This window comes from Streptosporangium lutulentum (genome assembly GCF_030811455.1).
In the GTDB taxonomy this organism is placed as follows: Bacteria; Actinomycetota; Actinomycetes; order Streptosporangiales; family Streptosporangiaceae; genus Streptosporangium; species Streptosporangium lutulentum.
The window spans coordinates 8,127,547-8,142,617 of sequence record NZ_JAUSQU010000001.1; the positions used below are offsets into that span (position 1 = coordinate 8,127,547).

The following is a 15,071-nucleotide window of genomic DNA, read 5'->3' on the forward strand; positions in this document are numbered from 1 at the left end:
GAATGGCGATCAGCGATGAATCACAGCTAATCATCCTTAATGTCAGGACTATCCGTTCATATCATCAACTGATGTGATTTGACCGTTTCTTATGGTTTTGCGGGGCGGCATCCTGGGCCAGTGCCGCGAACATCGATCCTTAATTTTCGCTTTAGTAGCTTGATGCTCGTTCTGTCCCATGGGCATAGTGTGTCGAATCACACGCGCACCAGTCGCGGCGTGCGACCGCGGGGTTGACCGCCGCCTGCGGCTGTCGACTATGCGCAGGAACCCGCGGAATTGGACAAGATGCATGAGCGCCCCCCTGCCGATCCGCTCGAAGATTCTTCGAATTCTCCTGGTCCCGCTGGTCGCGCTGGTCGGCCTATGGGGATTCGTCGCCTATTCCACTGTCGCGCCGATCACCGGCATCTCCCAGACCCAGGATCGATGGCAGGAAATCGGAGACCCGGGCCGGCAGCTCATCGTCGAGCTCCAGCGGGAACGTCAGCTCTCCGCACAGGCCGCCGGTCGGACGGCGATCGACAAGCCGCTGGAGGCTCAGCGCCAGGCCACCGATCGCATGGTGACGCGCCTGCGTGAACTGATCGGGTCCATCGGCCTCCAGGCCGAGGCCGGCATCGCCCCCGCCAACGTCCACGCCCTGACGGAGGCCCTGACCGGGGTCGGCGAGCTGCGCGCCTCCGCCGACAGCGGGAAGGCGACCCCGCTCCAGGTGACCGTGGCCTACAACACGCTCGTCAGCGTCGCCACCAAGCAGATCGGCAGCTCGCCGCCGCTCGCCGACGTGTCGTACTACCGCGTGCTGCAGGGGCTCACCGCCTACATCACCTCCGCCGAGTTCCTGGCCAGGGAGCACGCCGTACTCACCGCCGCGCTGGTGCGCGGTGAGATGACCCAGGCGGAGCAGACCGCTTTCGTCGCGGCGATGACCAGCCGCAGGGTCTACCTCACCAACGCGGAGCGGGACATCGGCCCCGACCTGATGGGGCACTACCGGGAGCTCGCCGGGAGCGCCGCCTACCAGCGGATCCAGGTGGCCGAGGACAGGATCTTCGTCTGGGACCACACCGGAGCGCCTCCGGTGGACGCCGCTACGTGGAACCAGGACGCCGGGATCGTCATGAACACCCTTGAGCGGCAGGGGCAGCAGGATCTGCTCCGTGCCGTGGCGAAGGGGCACGCTCTCAAGGCGGCGGCCCTCTGGAAGATCGTGCTGGTCGTGGGAATCGGCCTGCTCATCGTCGTCGTGTCGATCCTGGTCTCCTACCGGTTCGGGCGTTCCCTGGTCAGGGAGCTGCTGCGGCTCCAGGCCGCGGCCGTGGAACTGGCCGAGGAGCGGCTGCCGCGGCTGGTCGAGCGCCTCCGCAAGGGCGACGAGGTGGACCCCGTGGCCGAGGCCCCCGAGCTGGAGTCCTCGGAGACCGCGGAGGTGGACCGGGTCATGCACGCGCTCTCGGACGTACGGCGTACCGCCGTGGAGGCCGCGGTCGGCCAGGCCACGCTCCGCAAGGGCGTCGGCCAGGTCTTCCTCAACCTCGCCTGGCGTAACCAGGCCCTGCTCCATCGCCAGCTCACGCTGCTGGACGCGATGGAACGCCGGGCAGAGGAGCCGGAGACGCTGGAGGACCTGTTCAGGCTCGACCACCTGACCACCCGCATGCGGCGGCACGCGGAGAACCTGATCATCCTGTCCGACGCGGCCCCCAGCCGGCGCTGGCGGGACCCGGTGCCGATCTTCGACCTGGTGCGCAGTTCCGTGCTGGAGGTGGAGGACTACACCCGCGTCACGGTGCTCGCCATGCCGCACGCCCCGCTGCTCGTGGGCAGCGCGGCCACCGACGTGATCCACCTGATCGCCGAGCTGGTGGAGAACGCCACCGTCTTCTCCCCGCCGAACACCGTGGTGCACGTCCGCGGCATGCCGGCGGCCAACGGCTTCGCGGTGGAGGTCGAGGACCGGGGGCTGGGCCTGAGCCTCTCCGCCGTCGAGGAGATCAACGCCCGGCTCGCCGAGCCGCCGGAGTTCGACCTGGCCGACACCGACCGGCTGGGCCTGTTCGTCGTGGCCCGGCTCGCGGCCCGGCACGGGATCAAGGTCGTGCTGCGGCCCTCGCCCTACGACGGCGTCACGGCGATCGTGCTCCTGCCGTCCACCCTGCTCGCCGTACCCGAGTCCCCGCTCGTCGGCGCCCAGATCACCGGGGCCGACCCGTCTCTCCTGAGCGGCCAGGCGACCGGCGCGGCTCGCACCGGCCGGACCGTCCGGGCGCTGGGCGCGGCACCGGAGGCCCGGTCGCGACCGGCCCCCGCCCCACGGGCACAGCCCGTGACCCACGCGGGGGATCTCTCCCCGGGCCGGTTCCCGACCCAGCAGCAGAGTGAGTACGTCCCGCCGAAGGCGTCCTCCCAGGAGGCCCTCTCCGGCTCGGACCCCGACGACGACCTCGACGGGCTTCCGGTGCGGGTACGGCAGGCCAGCATCGTCCCCCAGTTACGCCGGCGATGTTCGCAGGAACAAGGCGACGTTTCCCCCCGATCCCCCGAAGAGATCTTTGACCGCATGTCGTCCATGCAACAGGGCTGGCAGCAGGGCCGTAGCCGTGCCGCGCAGGACCTGGACGCGTGGAATGGAAAGGAGGGCCACTCCGATGGCCGACCCCAGATCTGAACTGAGCTGGCTGCTGGACGATCTGACGCAACGGGTCCCCGGTGTACGGCACGCCATCGTGCTGTCCTCCGACGGCCTGGCCATGGGCGGTTCCCGCGAACTGACCAGGGAGGACGCCGAGCACCTGTCGGCCATCTCGGCGGGCAGCCACAGCCTCGCCCTGGGCGCGGGACGGCACTTCGGTCTCGGCGGCGTGCGGCAGACCATCATCGAGATGGAGGGCGGCTTCCTTTTTGTGACCGCGGCGGGGCAGGGCGCCCGGCTGGCCGTACTGGCCGCGGACGACGCCGAGCTGGGCATGGTCACCTACGAGATGGCGCTGATGGTCAAGCGCGTCGGAGAGCACCTGTCCGTGCAGCCGAGGGGGGCGGCCCCGGCACCGGCGTGGAATGGTCCGAGGCCGTGACGGGAGAGGATCCCGGGCCGCTGGTCAGGCTTTTCGGGCTGACCGGTGGCCGTGCGCGTCCGCTGGGCGAGTCCTTCGACCTGGTGGCCATCGTCACGACCGCGGCCGCCGCCTTCGATCCCGCGGGGCTGGTCCCGGAGCATCTCGCCGTGCTGTCGGCCTGCAGCAGGCCCACCCCGGTGGCGGACGTCGCGGCGTACCTGAAGCTACCGCTCAACGTCACCCGCGTGATTCTCGGTGACCTGCGGCGTGAGGGCCTCGTGACCATCGACCGGCCGCAGCCGGCGGCACAGACGATCGACGAACGCATCTACAGGGAAGTGCTGCATGGAATACGCGGGCTCTGAGCCCGGAGTGACCGCGGTCACTCCGGCGATGGCCATCAAGATCCTCGTCGCCGGTGGCTTTGGAGTCGGCAAGACGACCATGGTCGGTACGATCAGCGAGATCCGGCCGCTGCACACCGAGGAACTGCTGAGCGAACGAGGCGTCGGGGTGGACGACCTCTCGGGCGTGGAATCCAAGATCACCACGACCGTCGCACTGGACTTCGGCCGGATCACCATCCGCGAAGGACTGTGGCTCTACCTGTTCGGCACCCCCGGCCAGGACCGGTTCTGGTTCATGTGGGACGAGCTGGCCGTCGGCGCGCTCGGCGCCATCGTGGTCGCCGACACCCGCCGCCTGCAGGACTGCTTCCCCGCCGTGGACTACTTCGAGCAGCGCGGACTCCCGTTCGTGGTCGCGGTCAACTGCTTCGACGGGGCGCGGCGCCACGACCCGGTCAAGGTACGGAGGGCGCTGGGTCTGGAGGGGGTGGCGCCGATCGTGCTCTGCGACGTGCGGGAGCGCGAGTCGGTCAAGGAGGTGCTGACCATGCTGGTCACCTACGCGGTAGGGGGCGCGTTCAAGGACCCGCACCACGTCTGAGGGGAGCGCCGTCCGAGGGGGGGGAGCGGCTCCCGCGCTCCCCGAGGAGCCGGGCGGTCTCCTCGGACACCTCGGTGGCGAGAACCGCCGACACGACGTCGATCAGATGGCTGGTGAAGAGCCTGTCGTCCTTGCCGTCGGGCCCGGCGGCCCGGCGGGCCAGCTCGACGTAGGTCACCCGGATGGCCGTGAAACGCTGGTGAAGCCGGCGTACGGCCACCTCTTCGAGCATCGGGGCGACGAGCTCGCGCCACCTGTTGATGCTCTGGCCGGGGTCCGCCTGCCTGCTCTGGAGCGAGGGCGGGCCGACACGGTGAACGAGCTGCTCCATGATCCGCAGGTAGGCCCGGCCGCCGTCGGGGTCGGCCAGTTTCACGGCCATCGGCCGCACGAGCGCCGCCGCCAGGGTGCGGCGGGCTTCGCTCTCCGGAAGGTCGCCACGTGACTCGTACTCGTCGAGTAACTGGTGGCGGCGCATCTCGATCTCGGGATGGTGCTTGGCGAGCACCGCGCTCAGCAACCCCGCGCGATCCCCGAAGTGGTACTGCAGCGCCGTCGAGTTGCGCTGGCCGGCCGCGGTGTTGATCTCCCGCAGTGACACCCCGTCGATCCCGCGTTCGGCGAACAGCTGCTCGGCGGCGGCCACCAGTCGCCTGGACGTGGCTCCGGGGTTGGGGGGCATGCGCGCTCCTGGCTCACTGGTGGATGGACCGCTCAATAGGGTAATAATGCGTATGACTGAAATCATCAAGCAGTCGCATCAGAGGCGGCCGCCACATCGCACAGGATAGAAGGCTCGCACCTATGACGATCCCTGGACAGGACGGTGTCGATCGCGAGCTCGTCGACCTCGAACGACTGGCTCCGTGGATGGACGAGCAGGGCCTGCCGGCGGGTGACTTCGATCGGGTCGAGGTGCTGGCGGGCGGCACGCAGAACATCCTCGTGCGCATCGAACGCGGTGGCCGCGCCTACGTGCTGCGCCGGCCGCCGAGGCACCTGCGCAAGGCCAGCAACGAGGTGCTGCGCCGCGAGGCGCGCGTCCTCAGCGCGCTGGCCGGCTCGGACGTCCCCCATCCCGGGCTCATCGCCGCCTGCCCCGACGAGGACGTGCTCGGGGTCGTCTTCTACCTGATGGAGCCGGTCGACGGCTTCAACCCCTCCCAGGGGCTGCCGGGCACGTACGCGACGGACGAGGCCTGGCGGCGAGCGGTCGCCTTCGACGTCATCGACGGCATCGCCGCACTCGGCGCCGTCGACCACGAGGCGGCCGGACTCGGCGACTTCGGCCGGCCCGAGGGCTTCCTCGAACGCCAGGTCGGCCGGTGGATGCACGAGCTCGACACGTACGGCGAGCTCAAGGGCTACGGCGGGCCGCGGATCCCGGAACTCGACCGCGTCGCCGGATGGCTCGACGACAACCGGCCCCTCACGTGGACGCCGGGCGTCATGCACGGCGACTACCACCTGGCCAACGTGTTGTTCGACCACGACCGGCCGCGTCTCGCCGCCATCGTCGACTGGGAGATGTCCACCATCGGCGATCCGCTCGTCGATCTCGGATGGACGGTCGCCATGTGGCCCGGCGAGGGCGCCCCCATCGGTCCCGCCGCCGCGCTCAACGGCGTGCGGGGCTTCCCCTCACCCGCCGAGCTGATCGCGCGCTACGCCGAGCGATCCACCCGCGACCTGTCCGCGATCGATTGGTACACGGTCTTCGCCTGCTTCAAGTGCGGAATCATCCTGGAGGGCACCTATGCGCGGGCCTGCGCGGGCAAGGCGGACAAGGGCGTCGGGGAGGTTCTGCACGCGATCACCCTGGCCCTGTTCGCCAAGGCGGGCACCTACCTGTAGATCCCCGTGGTCCGTCGCCGGCACGCCGAGGCGGGCACCCACCCGTGGATCGATCGTCGTCAACGCGCCCAGGCGGGCATCCGCCCGTAGATCCCTGTAGACCGTCAGTAAGGGGAACCCCATGGCCATCGACTTCACCCTCGCCCCCGAGCACGAGGAGATCCGCCGACGCGTGCGGGCCTTCGTCCAGGAGACCATCATCCCGGCCGTCAAGGCCTTCGACGACGAGGAGAAGGCCACCTCGCGCGACGAGTACCTCCGTGTCATCTTCGAGCTGCGAGGCAAGGCGCAGGCCGAGGGGCTGTGGCTGCCGCACATGCCCAAGGAGTGGGGCGGCATGGGACTGGGCCACGTCGAGCTCGCCATGGTGCAGTCGGAGGCGGCCAAGACCAGGCTGGGGCCGTGGGTCCTCAACTGCTCGGCGCCCGACGAGGGCAACATGCACACGCTGCTGCACTGGGCGACGGACGAGCAGAAGGAGAAATACCTCAAGCCGCTGCTCAAGGGCACCAAGATGTCCTGCTTCGCGATGACCGAACCCGAGGTCGCCGGTTCGGACCCCACGCTCATCCGCACGCACGCCGTCAAGGACGGCGAGGAGTGGGTCATCAACGGCCACAAGTGGTTCATCTCCAACGCCCGCCGGTCGAGCTTCGCCATCCTCATCGCGAAGACCGAACTCGACGTGCCCGAGGGCTCGCGCGGCGGCAACACCGCGTTCCTCATCGACCTCCCGCAGGAAGGGTGGAACGACGTCCGCGAGGTCGAGACGATGCACGGCTCGACCGGGCACAGCGAGATCGTCATCACCGACCTGCGGGTGCACGAGAGCCAGATCCTCGGCGGGCGCGGCAACGGTCACAAGCTCGGCCAGTACCGGCTGGGCCCGGCCCGACTGGCGCACTGCATGCGCTGGATCTCGCAGGCCGAGACGGCGCTCGACATGATGGTCGACCGCGCCCTCAACCGCTACAGCCACGGGTCGCTGCTGGCCGACAAACAGGGCGTCCAGTGGCTCATCGCCGATTCGGCCATGGAGCTCTACCAGTGCAAGCTCATGGTCCTGCACGCCGCATCGAAGATCGACAAAGGCGAGGACTTCCGTACCGAGGTCTCGATGGCCAAGCACTTCGTGGCCAACAGCCTCAACCGGATCATCGACCGGGCGATCCAGGTGCACGGCGCGCTGGGATACTCGACCGACACCCCGCTGGCCAACATGTTCCAGCACGCCCGCTGGGCGCGTTTCGCGGACGGGGCGGATGAGATCCACCAGATGCGCATCGCCGAGCGTACGATCGCCGCTTACAGGAGCACGGGTTCGACCAACGCCGCCACCGGAGGGCTACCGCTGTGAGTACAGAGGAAACGGGTAACCGGTTCGCCGGAGACAGCGGCGGCCTGCTGGCGGGGAACACGCAGGCGAGGGACGCGACGGCGACGTTCAACACGGTCCGCAGCGACCGGCTTGAGGGCAAGGTCGCGCTCATCACCGGCGGCGGCAACGGCATCGGCGCGGCGGTGGCCCGGCGGCTGGCCGAGGGCGGGGCCAGGATCGTCCTCGCGGACATCGACGACGACGCGGGCCAGAGCCTCGCCGACGAGCTCGGCGCGACATACGTGCACTGCGACGTGACACGGCTGGAGGACAGCGAGGCCGCGGTGGCCACCGCGGTCGAGCGGTACGGACGGCTCGACCTCGCGTTCCTCAACGCCGGCATCGCCTCGGGCTGCGGGCTGCGCGAGGACTTCGACATCAAGCGCTACCGCCTGGCGATGGGCGTCAATCTCGACGGCGTCGTGTTCGGCATGCACGCGGCGATCCCCGCCCTGCGGGCGGGCGGCGGCGGCACGATCGTGGCGACGGCGAGCATGGCGGGGATCGTCGGCATCCCCGGCGATCCCATCTACGCCGCCAACAAGCACGCCGTCGTCGGGCTCGTCCGCTCGCTCGGCCAGGATCTCGAACCCTTCGGCGTCAAGGTGCAGGGCCTGTGCCCCTCGTTCGCCGACACGGCGATCCTGGGGGAGGGCAAGGCGCTGCTCGAACAGATCGGGTTCCCGATCCTCGACGTCTCGACCGTCGTCGACACGTTCGTCCGGTTGCTCGACAGCGAGGGCACGGGCGAGTGCTGGTTCGTGATCCCGGGACGTGAGAGCCAGCCCTTCGCCTTCCGCCGTGCGCCGGGGCCGCGTGCCTGAACGGCGCGCGGCCCGCCCGCGGAGCCGGTGAAGGTCACTTCAGAAGGCTGACCCCCCGGGAGATGACAACCACCGAGAGCACGAGCGCCGACACCGACTCCGCGGCCATGAGCATCTTCGCCCGAGCGGACAGCGGCATGGTGTCGGTGGGGCTGAACGCGGAGGAGTTCGTCACCGACACGTAGAGGTAGTCGACGAACCCGGGGGTCCAGCCCGACTTGGCCGACGAGCGGGCGGCCACCTCCTCGATGGCGTCGTGGTCCTCGTCCTGGGGAAAGCGGAAGTCGGCCATCGGCAGGCCCTGCTCCCGGGCCTGGGTGCGCTGTACGGGGCCGCCGCGGTCGAGCTCCCAGAAGGCCAGCCCGAAGATGATGATGTTGGTCAGCCACACCTGGCCGGCGGCGAGCAGCAGCTGCCGGCCTTCGCTGGCATGCCCGGAGACCAGCTCGATGATGACGAGGACCAGCGCCGCGCTGTTGGTCACCGCGATGATGAGAACGAGGGCGATGGACAGTCGCCTCAGTAACCGGTTCTCCTTGAGCATGCGCCGTGGATTGACCGCCACAAGGACCACGAGCAGCACCAGCTCCAGCACGGGCACGACGAACCGCGGCCCGACGATGAGCCGGCTGGGCAGTGCCGCGTACAACGCGATGGCGACCAGCACCGCACACGCGGCGGGGAGCCGGAGCTCGCCGGGGTGCCCCTGTTGCGCGGAGCGCGACCTCACGTTCACGGTGTCCCCCTCGTTCGCACATCACCGGGCGCCCGCACGGCATCGCCCGTGATCCCGAGCTCACCCGTGCGACCGCCCCGGTCGTGAGCCGTCTGCCCGACCCCGGGTCGTGAACCCGCCTGCCCGACCGTTCGTAACTGGCTGTCAGCGTACGTGCTTTCCCGCCGCCGCAGTCCGGAGCCCCCGCGTCCGCCCCGCCCGAAGGCGGAGATTCCCATCGCATCCGCCCCATGCTGGGAGAACGCCGCCGCGGCGTACCCGGCCGCCCGCGATGGGACCGCCCGCGGCTTCCGGCCACGGGTCAAGATTCTTTCGACGTAAGCAGCCGAAAGAAGGGTGGTCGGTCTCCGCCCGGGGGTCGTACGGTCGCCCCACCGACACCGAGAGGGGCACCTGATGCACGTGAACACCATGGGGCGTCGAGCGACGGCGGTCACCGCGGCGTTGGCCGCCGGGACGCTCGCGCTGGGCGGCTGCGGCTCCGACAAGCCCAGCGGGCCCGCCGGTTCAGGTGCCTCACATCCGGACGCCACGGCCGGTGTCGTTCCGAGCATCACCGCCGTGATCAGAGGACTGGAAGACCCGTTCCTCCAGACGATGAAGCAGGGCATCGGAGATCAGGCCCGCGCGGCCGGGGTGCCCGTCACGATCCGGGCGGACGGCTCCACCGGCGCCAAGGAGACCAAAGCGGCCAAGAGCGCCAAGGACGCCAAGGAGGCCGAGGACGTCAAGGACGCCGAGGGCAGGACGGACAGGTCCACCGCCCTCGCCGAGCAGCCCTCCTCCTGCTTCGTGATCAATCCGGCCTCCGGCACCAAGGTGATCCAGGACCTTGCCAAGATCTCCGCGATGGGCAAGACCATCGTCAACATCGACAGCCCGGTCGACCTCGTGCTGGCCGGGAGCGCCAACGTCAAGCTGGCCACCTACATCGGCACCGACAACGCCGAGGCGGGCAGGACGGCCGGCCGGCGGATGGCCGAGCTGCTGCCCTCCGGCGGCGACGTCGCGGTCATCAGCGGTGTCGCGGGGGACGTCACCAGCGACACCAGGATCGAGGGATTCCAGCAGGGGATCGGTGCCGGACTCAAGGTCGTCCAGACCGTCGGCGCGAACTGGGAGCGCCGGACGGCGCGCACCGCCGCGGCCGGAGTCATGCGGAAGCACCCGGACCTGGCGGGTTTCTTCGTCGTCAACGACGACATGGGACTGGGCGTGGCACAGGCCGTCGCCGACGCTCACAAGACGGGCCGGGTGAAGGTCATCAGCGTCGACGGCCTCGAGGACGCGCTCAAGGCGGTCAAGGCCGGCGCACTGGACGGAACCGTCGCCCAGTATCCGTACGTGATGGGCCTGATGGGCGTCGAGGCGTGCCAGGCCGACGCGAAGGGCAGGATGCTGCCGTTCGAGGTGCGGGCCCCGATCCGGCTGGTCACCAAGGAGAACGCCGGCAGGGCGCTGGCCTCACTGCCCAAGCCGTTCGACGCCTACGAGGACCCGTTCAAGAACCTGGCCAGGTGACCGTACGGGATCCTCGCCGCCCGGCCGTACGCACCTCCACCGCACCGGGGAGGCACGGCCGGCCGGGCGGCGTAGTGTGGGGTCCGTGCTGCGCAGAATCGTCCGGAAACCGTGATGACGACCCTCCAGGACCTGGCGGCGCGGGCCCGCTCCCTCGTACGAGACGGGCACCGGGCACTGCTCGGCATCGCGGGCGGTCCGGGGGCGGGGAAGACCACGCTCGCCGAAGACCTGGTCCGCCTGTTGCGGCAGACCCCTCCCGACGGCCTGCCGCGGCAGGAGTGGGTGGCGCATGTGCCGATGGACGGCTTCCACCTCGCCGACGTGGAGCTCGACCGGCTCGGACGGCGTGACCGCAAGGGCGCCCCGGACACCTTCGACGCCGCCGGCTACGCGGCGCTGCTCCGCCGCCTGCGCGAGGACGAGGACGATGTGATCTACGCGCCCGCGTTCGAACGCGACCTTGAGCAGCCGATCGCGGGGAGCGTCCCGGTCTCGCGGAACGCCCGGCTCATCGTCACCGAGGGAAACTACCTGCTGCTCGACCACGGCGACTGGGCCCGGGTACGGCCCTGGCTCGACGAGGTCTGGTACTGCGAGCTCGGTCCCGGCGAACGCGTGCGCCGCCTCGTCTCCCGCCACGAGCGGTTCGGCAAGGGCCACGACGAGGCCGTGGCCTGGGTGATGAGAATCGACCAGCCGAACGCGGACCTCATCGCCGAGACCCGCTCGCGCGCCGACCTCGTGATCCCCGAGTCGGTCCTCCTCTCGATCGGGAACCGGGAGACGGCCGGCTGACCCCGGGCCACGCCTTACTCAACGGTTCAGGTAGTGGAAGCTCGGCTTCGGGTGCATCAGGAAGTCATGGTGGGAGATGTTCCACGCGTAGGCGCCCGCCATGGTGAACTCCACCGTGTCACCGGGCTTCAGGCTGATGGGGACCCGGCGGGCCAGGACGTCCTTGGGTGTGCAGAGCTGGCCGACGATCGTGATCGGCTCGCCGGGCTCCGTCATGACGACCGGCTGGTCGTGGCCTTTGGTGGCGGGGGTGCGGAGGTGGTGGGTTCCGCCCGCCACGACCGCGAACAGCTCGCCGTGGACGCGCTTGACGTCGATGACGCGTGTCACGTACCGCCCGCAGTAGACGGTCAGCGAGCGTCCGGGTTCGACCCGGAGCGTCTCGCCGGGACGGCGCAGCCGCCTGAGGCCGTCACCGTAGGTCTTCCAGTCGAAGCGCGCCTCGGGATCGGCGTAGGAGACGGCCATGCCGCCCCCGAGGTTGATCTCGGTCACTCCCAGCGTCCGGGCGTAGTCCAGGACGGCCGCCGCCAGCTCCAGCATCCGGGGCGCGTCGAGCCCGCTGGCCAGATGGGCGTGGATCCCGCGCAGCCGTACGGCGTCCTGCTCCTCCAGCAGCGCGACGCATTCGGCGATCCCGGCGGGGTCCATCCCGAACGGCGTGGCGCCGCCGCCCATCGCCAGCGACGCCCCTTCGAGGGGGATGTCCAGGTTGACCCTGAGCAGCACGTCCGCGGAGCGGCCGGAGGCGAGCAGGCGGCGCAGCTCGCCGGTGCTTTCGACGTGCAGGCGGGTGACGTCACCGAACAGTTCGGCGTCCGTCTTGCCCGGGCCGCCCAGCGCGATCGGGGTGCGGGGGAAGTGCTCGCGCACGTGTGCGAGCTCCCCTCCGGAGGCGACCTCGAAACCGTCGACGTACGGGGAGAGGGTCCGCATCAGTTCCGGGTCGGGGTTGGCCTTCACCGCGTAGTACAGCTCGACGTCTCCCAGCGCGGCGCGGACGGCTCCCGCGTGGGCGTCGAGCCCGGCCAGGTCGTAGACGTAGGCGGGCAACCGCCCGGCGAGGGCCGCCTCCGAGGGCTGCGGCTGCGCCGCGACGGTGACTGTCAAGGTGTCTTCTCCAATGATGACGGTGCGGGATGTCAGGCGATCGGACGGTGAGCGGTCGTGACCTCGGCCCTTCGGCCATGTGCGGTCTGCCCGTGTGGAGAGCGTCCGATGCGTGTCGTCCGGGCCGGTCTTCCCCGACGATGCCGAGCGGCCGATACCTGTCACGGACCTCGTGCGGCTGACAGCACACGCCTCGGCCGTCGCGACCGTTGCCCGCTCACGTAGAGACACGTAGAGAATCGTGCGGGCAACCCTTCGAGCGGCCCAGGCGTATGAATGGTCATGACTTTGAATCCATGGAGCAATCTGATGGCGTTCGCGACCACGCCGACCCGGCGGCTGATCACTCTCGGCGTCGCCCTGGCCGTGGGCGCCACCGTCCTGGGCGCGCCGGCCGCCACCGCGGCCACTCCTTCGGAGGGTGCCTACTGGCACACCAGGGAGCTGACGACGTCCATCCACCCCTGGCGGTTCGGTACCGATTCGGCCCCCTACTCGCTGGTCCAGCAGGAGATCGTGGAAGGGTGGGACGTGCCCGACGGCAGGTCGTGGTTCGGATACCGGGAGCTGGGGTCGCTGCCGAAGAGCGCGGCGGACAAGAAGGCGTGGCAGCGCGACGGCTCCCCCTCCACGTGGGACGAATCGATCGACGGCAAGACCGTGAAACTGTCCACCAAGCCGTCCAAGGGCATCGTGACCCCTGGACGGAAGCAGCCGTTCCTGCTCATGGAGCAGCGGCTGACGTACGACGAGGTTCAGCGCCTGCCCGCCGACCCGAGCCGCCTGAAGGACTGGCTCACGAAGGCGGCCCAGGCCAGCCGGGAAGTCGACCTGGTCGGTTCGCTCACGTACACCCTGACTCAGCTCCTGTACGACCTTCCCGCTCCGAAGGAGGTCCGCGCCGCGGCCTATCAGGCCCTGCTGACGCTGCCGGGCGTGCGCGCCGACGGCAACGCGAAGGACAACCTGGGCAGATCCGGGGCCGCCGTGGTGATCGAAAGATCGAGCGGGACGGGGAAGGAGGCGCACTCGGTCAAGGAGCGACTGATCGTCGACACCGGCAGGATGGTGTTGCTGTCACACAACCAGACGGGCACGGTCGGCGGTAAGGCGTCCGCGCAGCTGTTCCACGACAAGACGCTGATCGAGGTCGGCTGGACCGACTCCCGGCCTGCCGTACCGGCTCTGCCCTGACGCGCGCCGCCGCCGGCGTCGACAGCCCGAGGACCGCTGTCGTCGTCGAGGGGTGGCAGCGCTCTACGAGGAGCCGTCGCACCTACAAGGGCTTTGTCCGGGGCCTGACCATGGCAACGGAGACCGTGGGTTCCCGCAGCGGCGCTCGCCCTCACCCGTTTCGAGCACACCCACCTGTCGGCGATTCGCTGAGATCACGTCAGTGACGACATCGGCCGCCATCCCCCATGGCCGGACCCGGTCGGTTGCGAAAGATCGCGATGTTCAGTCGATCCTTTCGCGGCCCTCCTCTCCGGCAGGGAGAGGGCGCCATCGCTCGGAGCGGGTGACACGGTTTCTGGAATCTCCCATGGGGGTGACGGCGTGAACGGTCATCGCAGGTAACGAGTTCTTTTCCTTTGCCGGTTTCCATTGCGAAACTTTCCGAGCTTTGCTGTAAATAAGCGACTTTTATCAGTCCTTGTTGAGTGAAGGTTTCCGTATGGGTCACCTCACCGCCGCAGGCGTTTGCCCGCGATCCGTGGTTTTCATCGCGGCAACCGCCTGAGACGCCTGTCGAGATCCTTGAAGAGGAATCTCCGGGAGGTCGTCATGGCTCGCTCACGTATCGCCTTCTCGCTCTCGCTCGTCGCGGCCATCGCGCTGGTGGCGCTGGTGCTCGGGGTGGTGGGAGGGCGCGCCACAGGTTCGGCCGGCCAGCCGGCGGGCGGAGGCTCGGGCGGGGTGGCGAGCGGCAAGAAGATCGATGTGATCATCAAGGCGAGCGACTCCTCGTTCTGGCAGACGATGATCGCGGGGGCGAAGCAGTCGGGCGGGGACTTCGGTCTCAAGGTGAGCACCTTCGGGCCCACGTCGGAGACCAACATCGACCAGCAGGTGCAGCTGGTCGAGAACTCCATCTCCCGGGGCGTCGACGGCATCGTCATCGCACCCAACTCCTCCAGCGCCCTCAACTCGGCGATCGACCGGGCGCGCAAGGCGGGGCTCAAGGTCATCACCGTGGACAGCCGCGTGACCACGCCCTCGGAGGGGTTCATCGGCACCGACAACGTCAAGGCCGGAACGCAGGCCGGCAAGCGCATGTGCGAGCTGCTCAAGGCGCAGAACAAGACGAGCGGCAGTGTCATGATCGAGTCTTCCGTGGCCGGTATCCAGTCGCTGGTCGACCGGGACGCCGGCTTCAAGCAGGGCCTCGCGAACAACTGCCCGCAGGTCAAGGTGACGCTGCAGCGCTACAACAACAACGACATCAACACCGCGGCGTCGCAGGTCAACGACGCGCTGACCGCCAACCCGGACCTGGCGGGGGTGTTCGCGGACAACAACACCTCGGGGGTCGGCGCGGCCCGGGCGATCCAGGACAACAAGGCGGCCGACACCGTTCCCGTCGTGGCGTTCGACTCCGACCCGCAGGAGAACGCGGCGCTCGCCGCGGGCACCATCGACGCGCTGGTGGTGCAGAACCCCTACTTCTTCGGTTACCAGGGTGTCCTGGCGGCCGGGATGGCCGCGTCCGGCCGTATCCCGCCGCGTGACATCGATCCCGGTGCGGTCGTGGCGGACAAGCAGAACCTCAACGCGCCCGACGTGAGGCAGTTGCTCAACCCGCCGACGATGAAGACGGAATGACGGCGAATGCGAGACGCGAG

The 15,071-nt window shown here is 69.3% G+C and carries 14 protein-coding genes; 11 read left to right on the forward strand and 3 right to left on the reverse strand.

All coding sequences use genetic code 11. The features are described from left to right. Positions 1-292: 292 nt before the first annotated feature. The 4 genes from J2853_RS36620 to J2853_RS36635 are packed head-to-tail and all read left to right on the forward strand — an operon-like array spanning position 293 to position 4,007. Positions 293-2,671, forward strand: coding sequence for a sensor histidine kinase (locus J2853_RS36620; RefSeq protein WP_307565450.1), 2,379 nt, complete (start codon positions 293-295; stop codon positions 2,669-2,671). Then, positions 2,652-3,077, forward strand: a complete 426-nt coding sequence (locus J2853_RS36625; protein WP_307565452.1) for a roadblock/LC7 domain-containing protein — start codon at positions 2,652-2,654, stop codon at positions 3,075-3,077. The genes J2853_RS36620 and J2853_RS36625 overlap by 20 nt, the downstream gene beginning before the upstream one ends. Further along, positions 3,074-3,424, forward strand: a complete 351-nt coding sequence (locus tag J2853_RS36630) for a DUF742 domain-containing protein (RefSeq protein WP_307565454.1) — start codon at positions 3,074-3,076, stop codon at positions 3,422-3,424. Before J2853_RS36625 ends, J2853_RS36630 begins: the two co-directional genes overlap by 4 nt. After that, positions 3,405-4,007, forward strand: a complete 603-nt coding sequence (locus J2853_RS36635) for a GTP-binding protein (protein ID WP_307565456.1) — start codon at positions 3,405-3,407, stop codon at positions 4,005-4,007. The genes J2853_RS36630 and J2853_RS36635 overlap by 20 nt, the downstream gene beginning before the upstream one ends. Here J2853_RS36635 and J2853_RS36640 read toward each other — a convergent pair. Then, positions 3,985-4,689 (reverse strand): TetR/AcrR family transcriptional regulator, encoded by a 705-nt coding sequence (locus J2853_RS36640; RefSeq protein WP_307565458.1) that lies wholly within the window; start codon positions 4,687-4,689, stop codon positions 3,985-3,987. The two genes, J2853_RS36635 and J2853_RS36640, sit on opposite strands and share 23 nt — an antisense overlap. A 122-nt stretch (positions 4,690-4,811) precedes the next feature. Between J2853_RS36640 and J2853_RS36645 the strand changes: the two genes are divergently transcribed. The 3 genes from J2853_RS36645 to J2853_RS36655 all read left to right on the forward strand — a co-directional run bounded on the left by J2853_RS36645 (position 4,812) and on the right by J2853_RS36655 (position 8,063). Continuing rightward, on the forward strand, positions 4,812-5,861 hold the full coding sequence (locus J2853_RS36645) for a phosphotransferase family protein (RefSeq protein WP_307565460.1): 1,050 nt from the start codon (positions 4,812-4,814) through the stop codon (positions 5,859-5,861). A gap of 121 nt (positions 5,862-5,982) precedes the next feature. Then, positions 5,983-7,218: an acyl-CoA dehydrogenase family protein gene (locus J2853_RS36650; RefSeq protein WP_307565462.1), complete on the forward strand. Its 1,236-nt coding sequence runs from the start codon at positions 5,983-5,985 to the stop codon at positions 7,216-7,218. Further along, positions 7,215-8,063: an SDR family oxidoreductase gene (locus J2853_RS36655; protein WP_307565464.1), complete on the forward strand. Its 849-nt coding sequence runs from the start codon at positions 7,215-7,217 to the stop codon at positions 8,061-8,063. Before J2853_RS36650 ends, J2853_RS36655 begins: the two co-directional genes overlap by 4 nt. 34 nt (positions 8,064-8,097) lie before the next feature. Here J2853_RS36655 and J2853_RS36660 read toward each other — a convergent pair whose 3' ends face one another. Next, positions 8,098-8,799 carry a hypothetical protein gene (locus tag J2853_RS36660; RefSeq protein WP_307565466.1) on the reverse strand — a complete coding sequence of 234 codons (702 nt, stop codon included), beginning with the start codon at positions 8,797-8,799 and terminating at the stop codon, positions 8,098-8,100. A 396-nt stretch (positions 8,800-9,195) separates the two neighbouring features. Here J2853_RS36660 and J2853_RS36665 point away from each other — a divergent pair, with 396 nt between their 5' ends. Together J2853_RS36665 and J2853_RS36670 are read left to right on the forward strand one after the other, a co-directional pair. Next, positions 9,196-10,320 carry a substrate-binding domain-containing protein gene (locus J2853_RS36665; protein ID WP_307565468.1) on the forward strand — a complete coding sequence of 375 codons (1,125 nt, stop codon included), beginning with the start codon at positions 9,196-9,198 and terminating at the stop codon, positions 10,318-10,320. Between the two features lie 111 nt (positions 10,321-10,431). Beyond that, positions 10,432-11,118: a nucleoside/nucleotide kinase family protein gene (locus tag J2853_RS36670; protein WP_307565469.1), complete on the forward strand. Its 687-nt coding sequence runs from the start codon at positions 10,432-10,434 to the stop codon at positions 11,116-11,118. Positions 11,119-11,136: 18 nt separating this feature from the next. On the opposite strand, the gene J2853_RS36675 is transcribed toward J2853_RS36670, so the two are convergent. Then, positions 11,137-12,228 carry an alanine racemase gene (locus J2853_RS36675; protein WP_307565471.1) on the reverse strand — a complete coding sequence of 364 codons (1,092 nt, stop codon included), beginning with the start codon at positions 12,226-12,228 and terminating at the stop codon, positions 11,137-11,139. A 282-nt stretch (positions 12,229-12,510) separates the two neighbouring features. Here J2853_RS36675 and J2853_RS36680 point away from each other — a divergent pair, with 282 nt between their 5' ends. Then, entirely contained in the window at positions 12,511-13,422 is a 912-nt protein-coding gene (locus tag J2853_RS36680) for a hypothetical protein (protein ID WP_307565473.1), read from the forward strand. Positions 13,423-14,013: 591 nt separating this feature from the next. Continuing rightward, entirely contained in the window at positions 14,014-15,051 is a 1,038-nt protein-coding gene (locus tag J2853_RS36685) for an ABC transporter substrate-binding protein (RefSeq protein ID WP_307565474.1), read from the forward strand. The last annotated feature ends 20 nt before the right edge of the window (positions 15,052-15,071 follow it).

What these genes read in the sequence shown, in the direction of transcription:
- J2853_RS36680 (WP_307565473.1), top strand. Translation starts at nt 12,511, where the DNA reads ATGACTTTGAATCCATGGAGCAATCTGATGGCGTTCGCGACCACGCCG.
- J2853_RS36650 (WP_307565462.1), top strand. Translation starts at nt 5,983, where the DNA reads ATGGCCATCGACTTCACCCTCGCCCCCGAGCACGAGGAGATCCGCCGA.
- J2853_RS36665 (WP_307565468.1), top strand. Translation starts at nt 9,196, where the DNA reads ATGCACGTGAACACCATGGGGCGTCGAGCGACGGCGGTCACCGCGGCG.
- J2853_RS36640 (WP_307565458.1), bottom strand. Translation starts at nt 4,689, where the DNA reads ATGCCCCCCAACCCCGGAGCCACGTCCAGGCGACTGGTGGCCGCCGCC.
- J2853_RS36685 (WP_307565474.1), top strand. Translation starts at nt 14,014, where the DNA reads ATGGCTCGCTCACGTATCGCCTTCTCGCTCTCGCTCGTCGCGGCCATC.
- J2853_RS36620 (WP_307565450.1), top strand. Translation starts at nt 293, where the DNA reads ATGAGCGCCCCCCTGCCGATCCGCTCGAAGATTCTTCGAATTCTCCTG.
- J2853_RS36635 (WP_307565456.1), top strand. Translation starts at nt 3,405, where the DNA reads ATGGAATACGCGGGCTCTGAGCCCGGAGTGACCGCGGTCACTCCGGCG.
- J2853_RS36645 (WP_307565460.1), top strand. Translation starts at nt 4,812, where the DNA reads ATGACGATCCCTGGACAGGACGGTGTCGATCGCGAGCTCGTCGACCTC.
- J2853_RS36625 (WP_307565452.1), top strand. Translation starts at nt 2,652, where the DNA reads ATGGCCGACCCCAGATCTGAACTGAGCTGGCTGCTGGACGATCTGACG.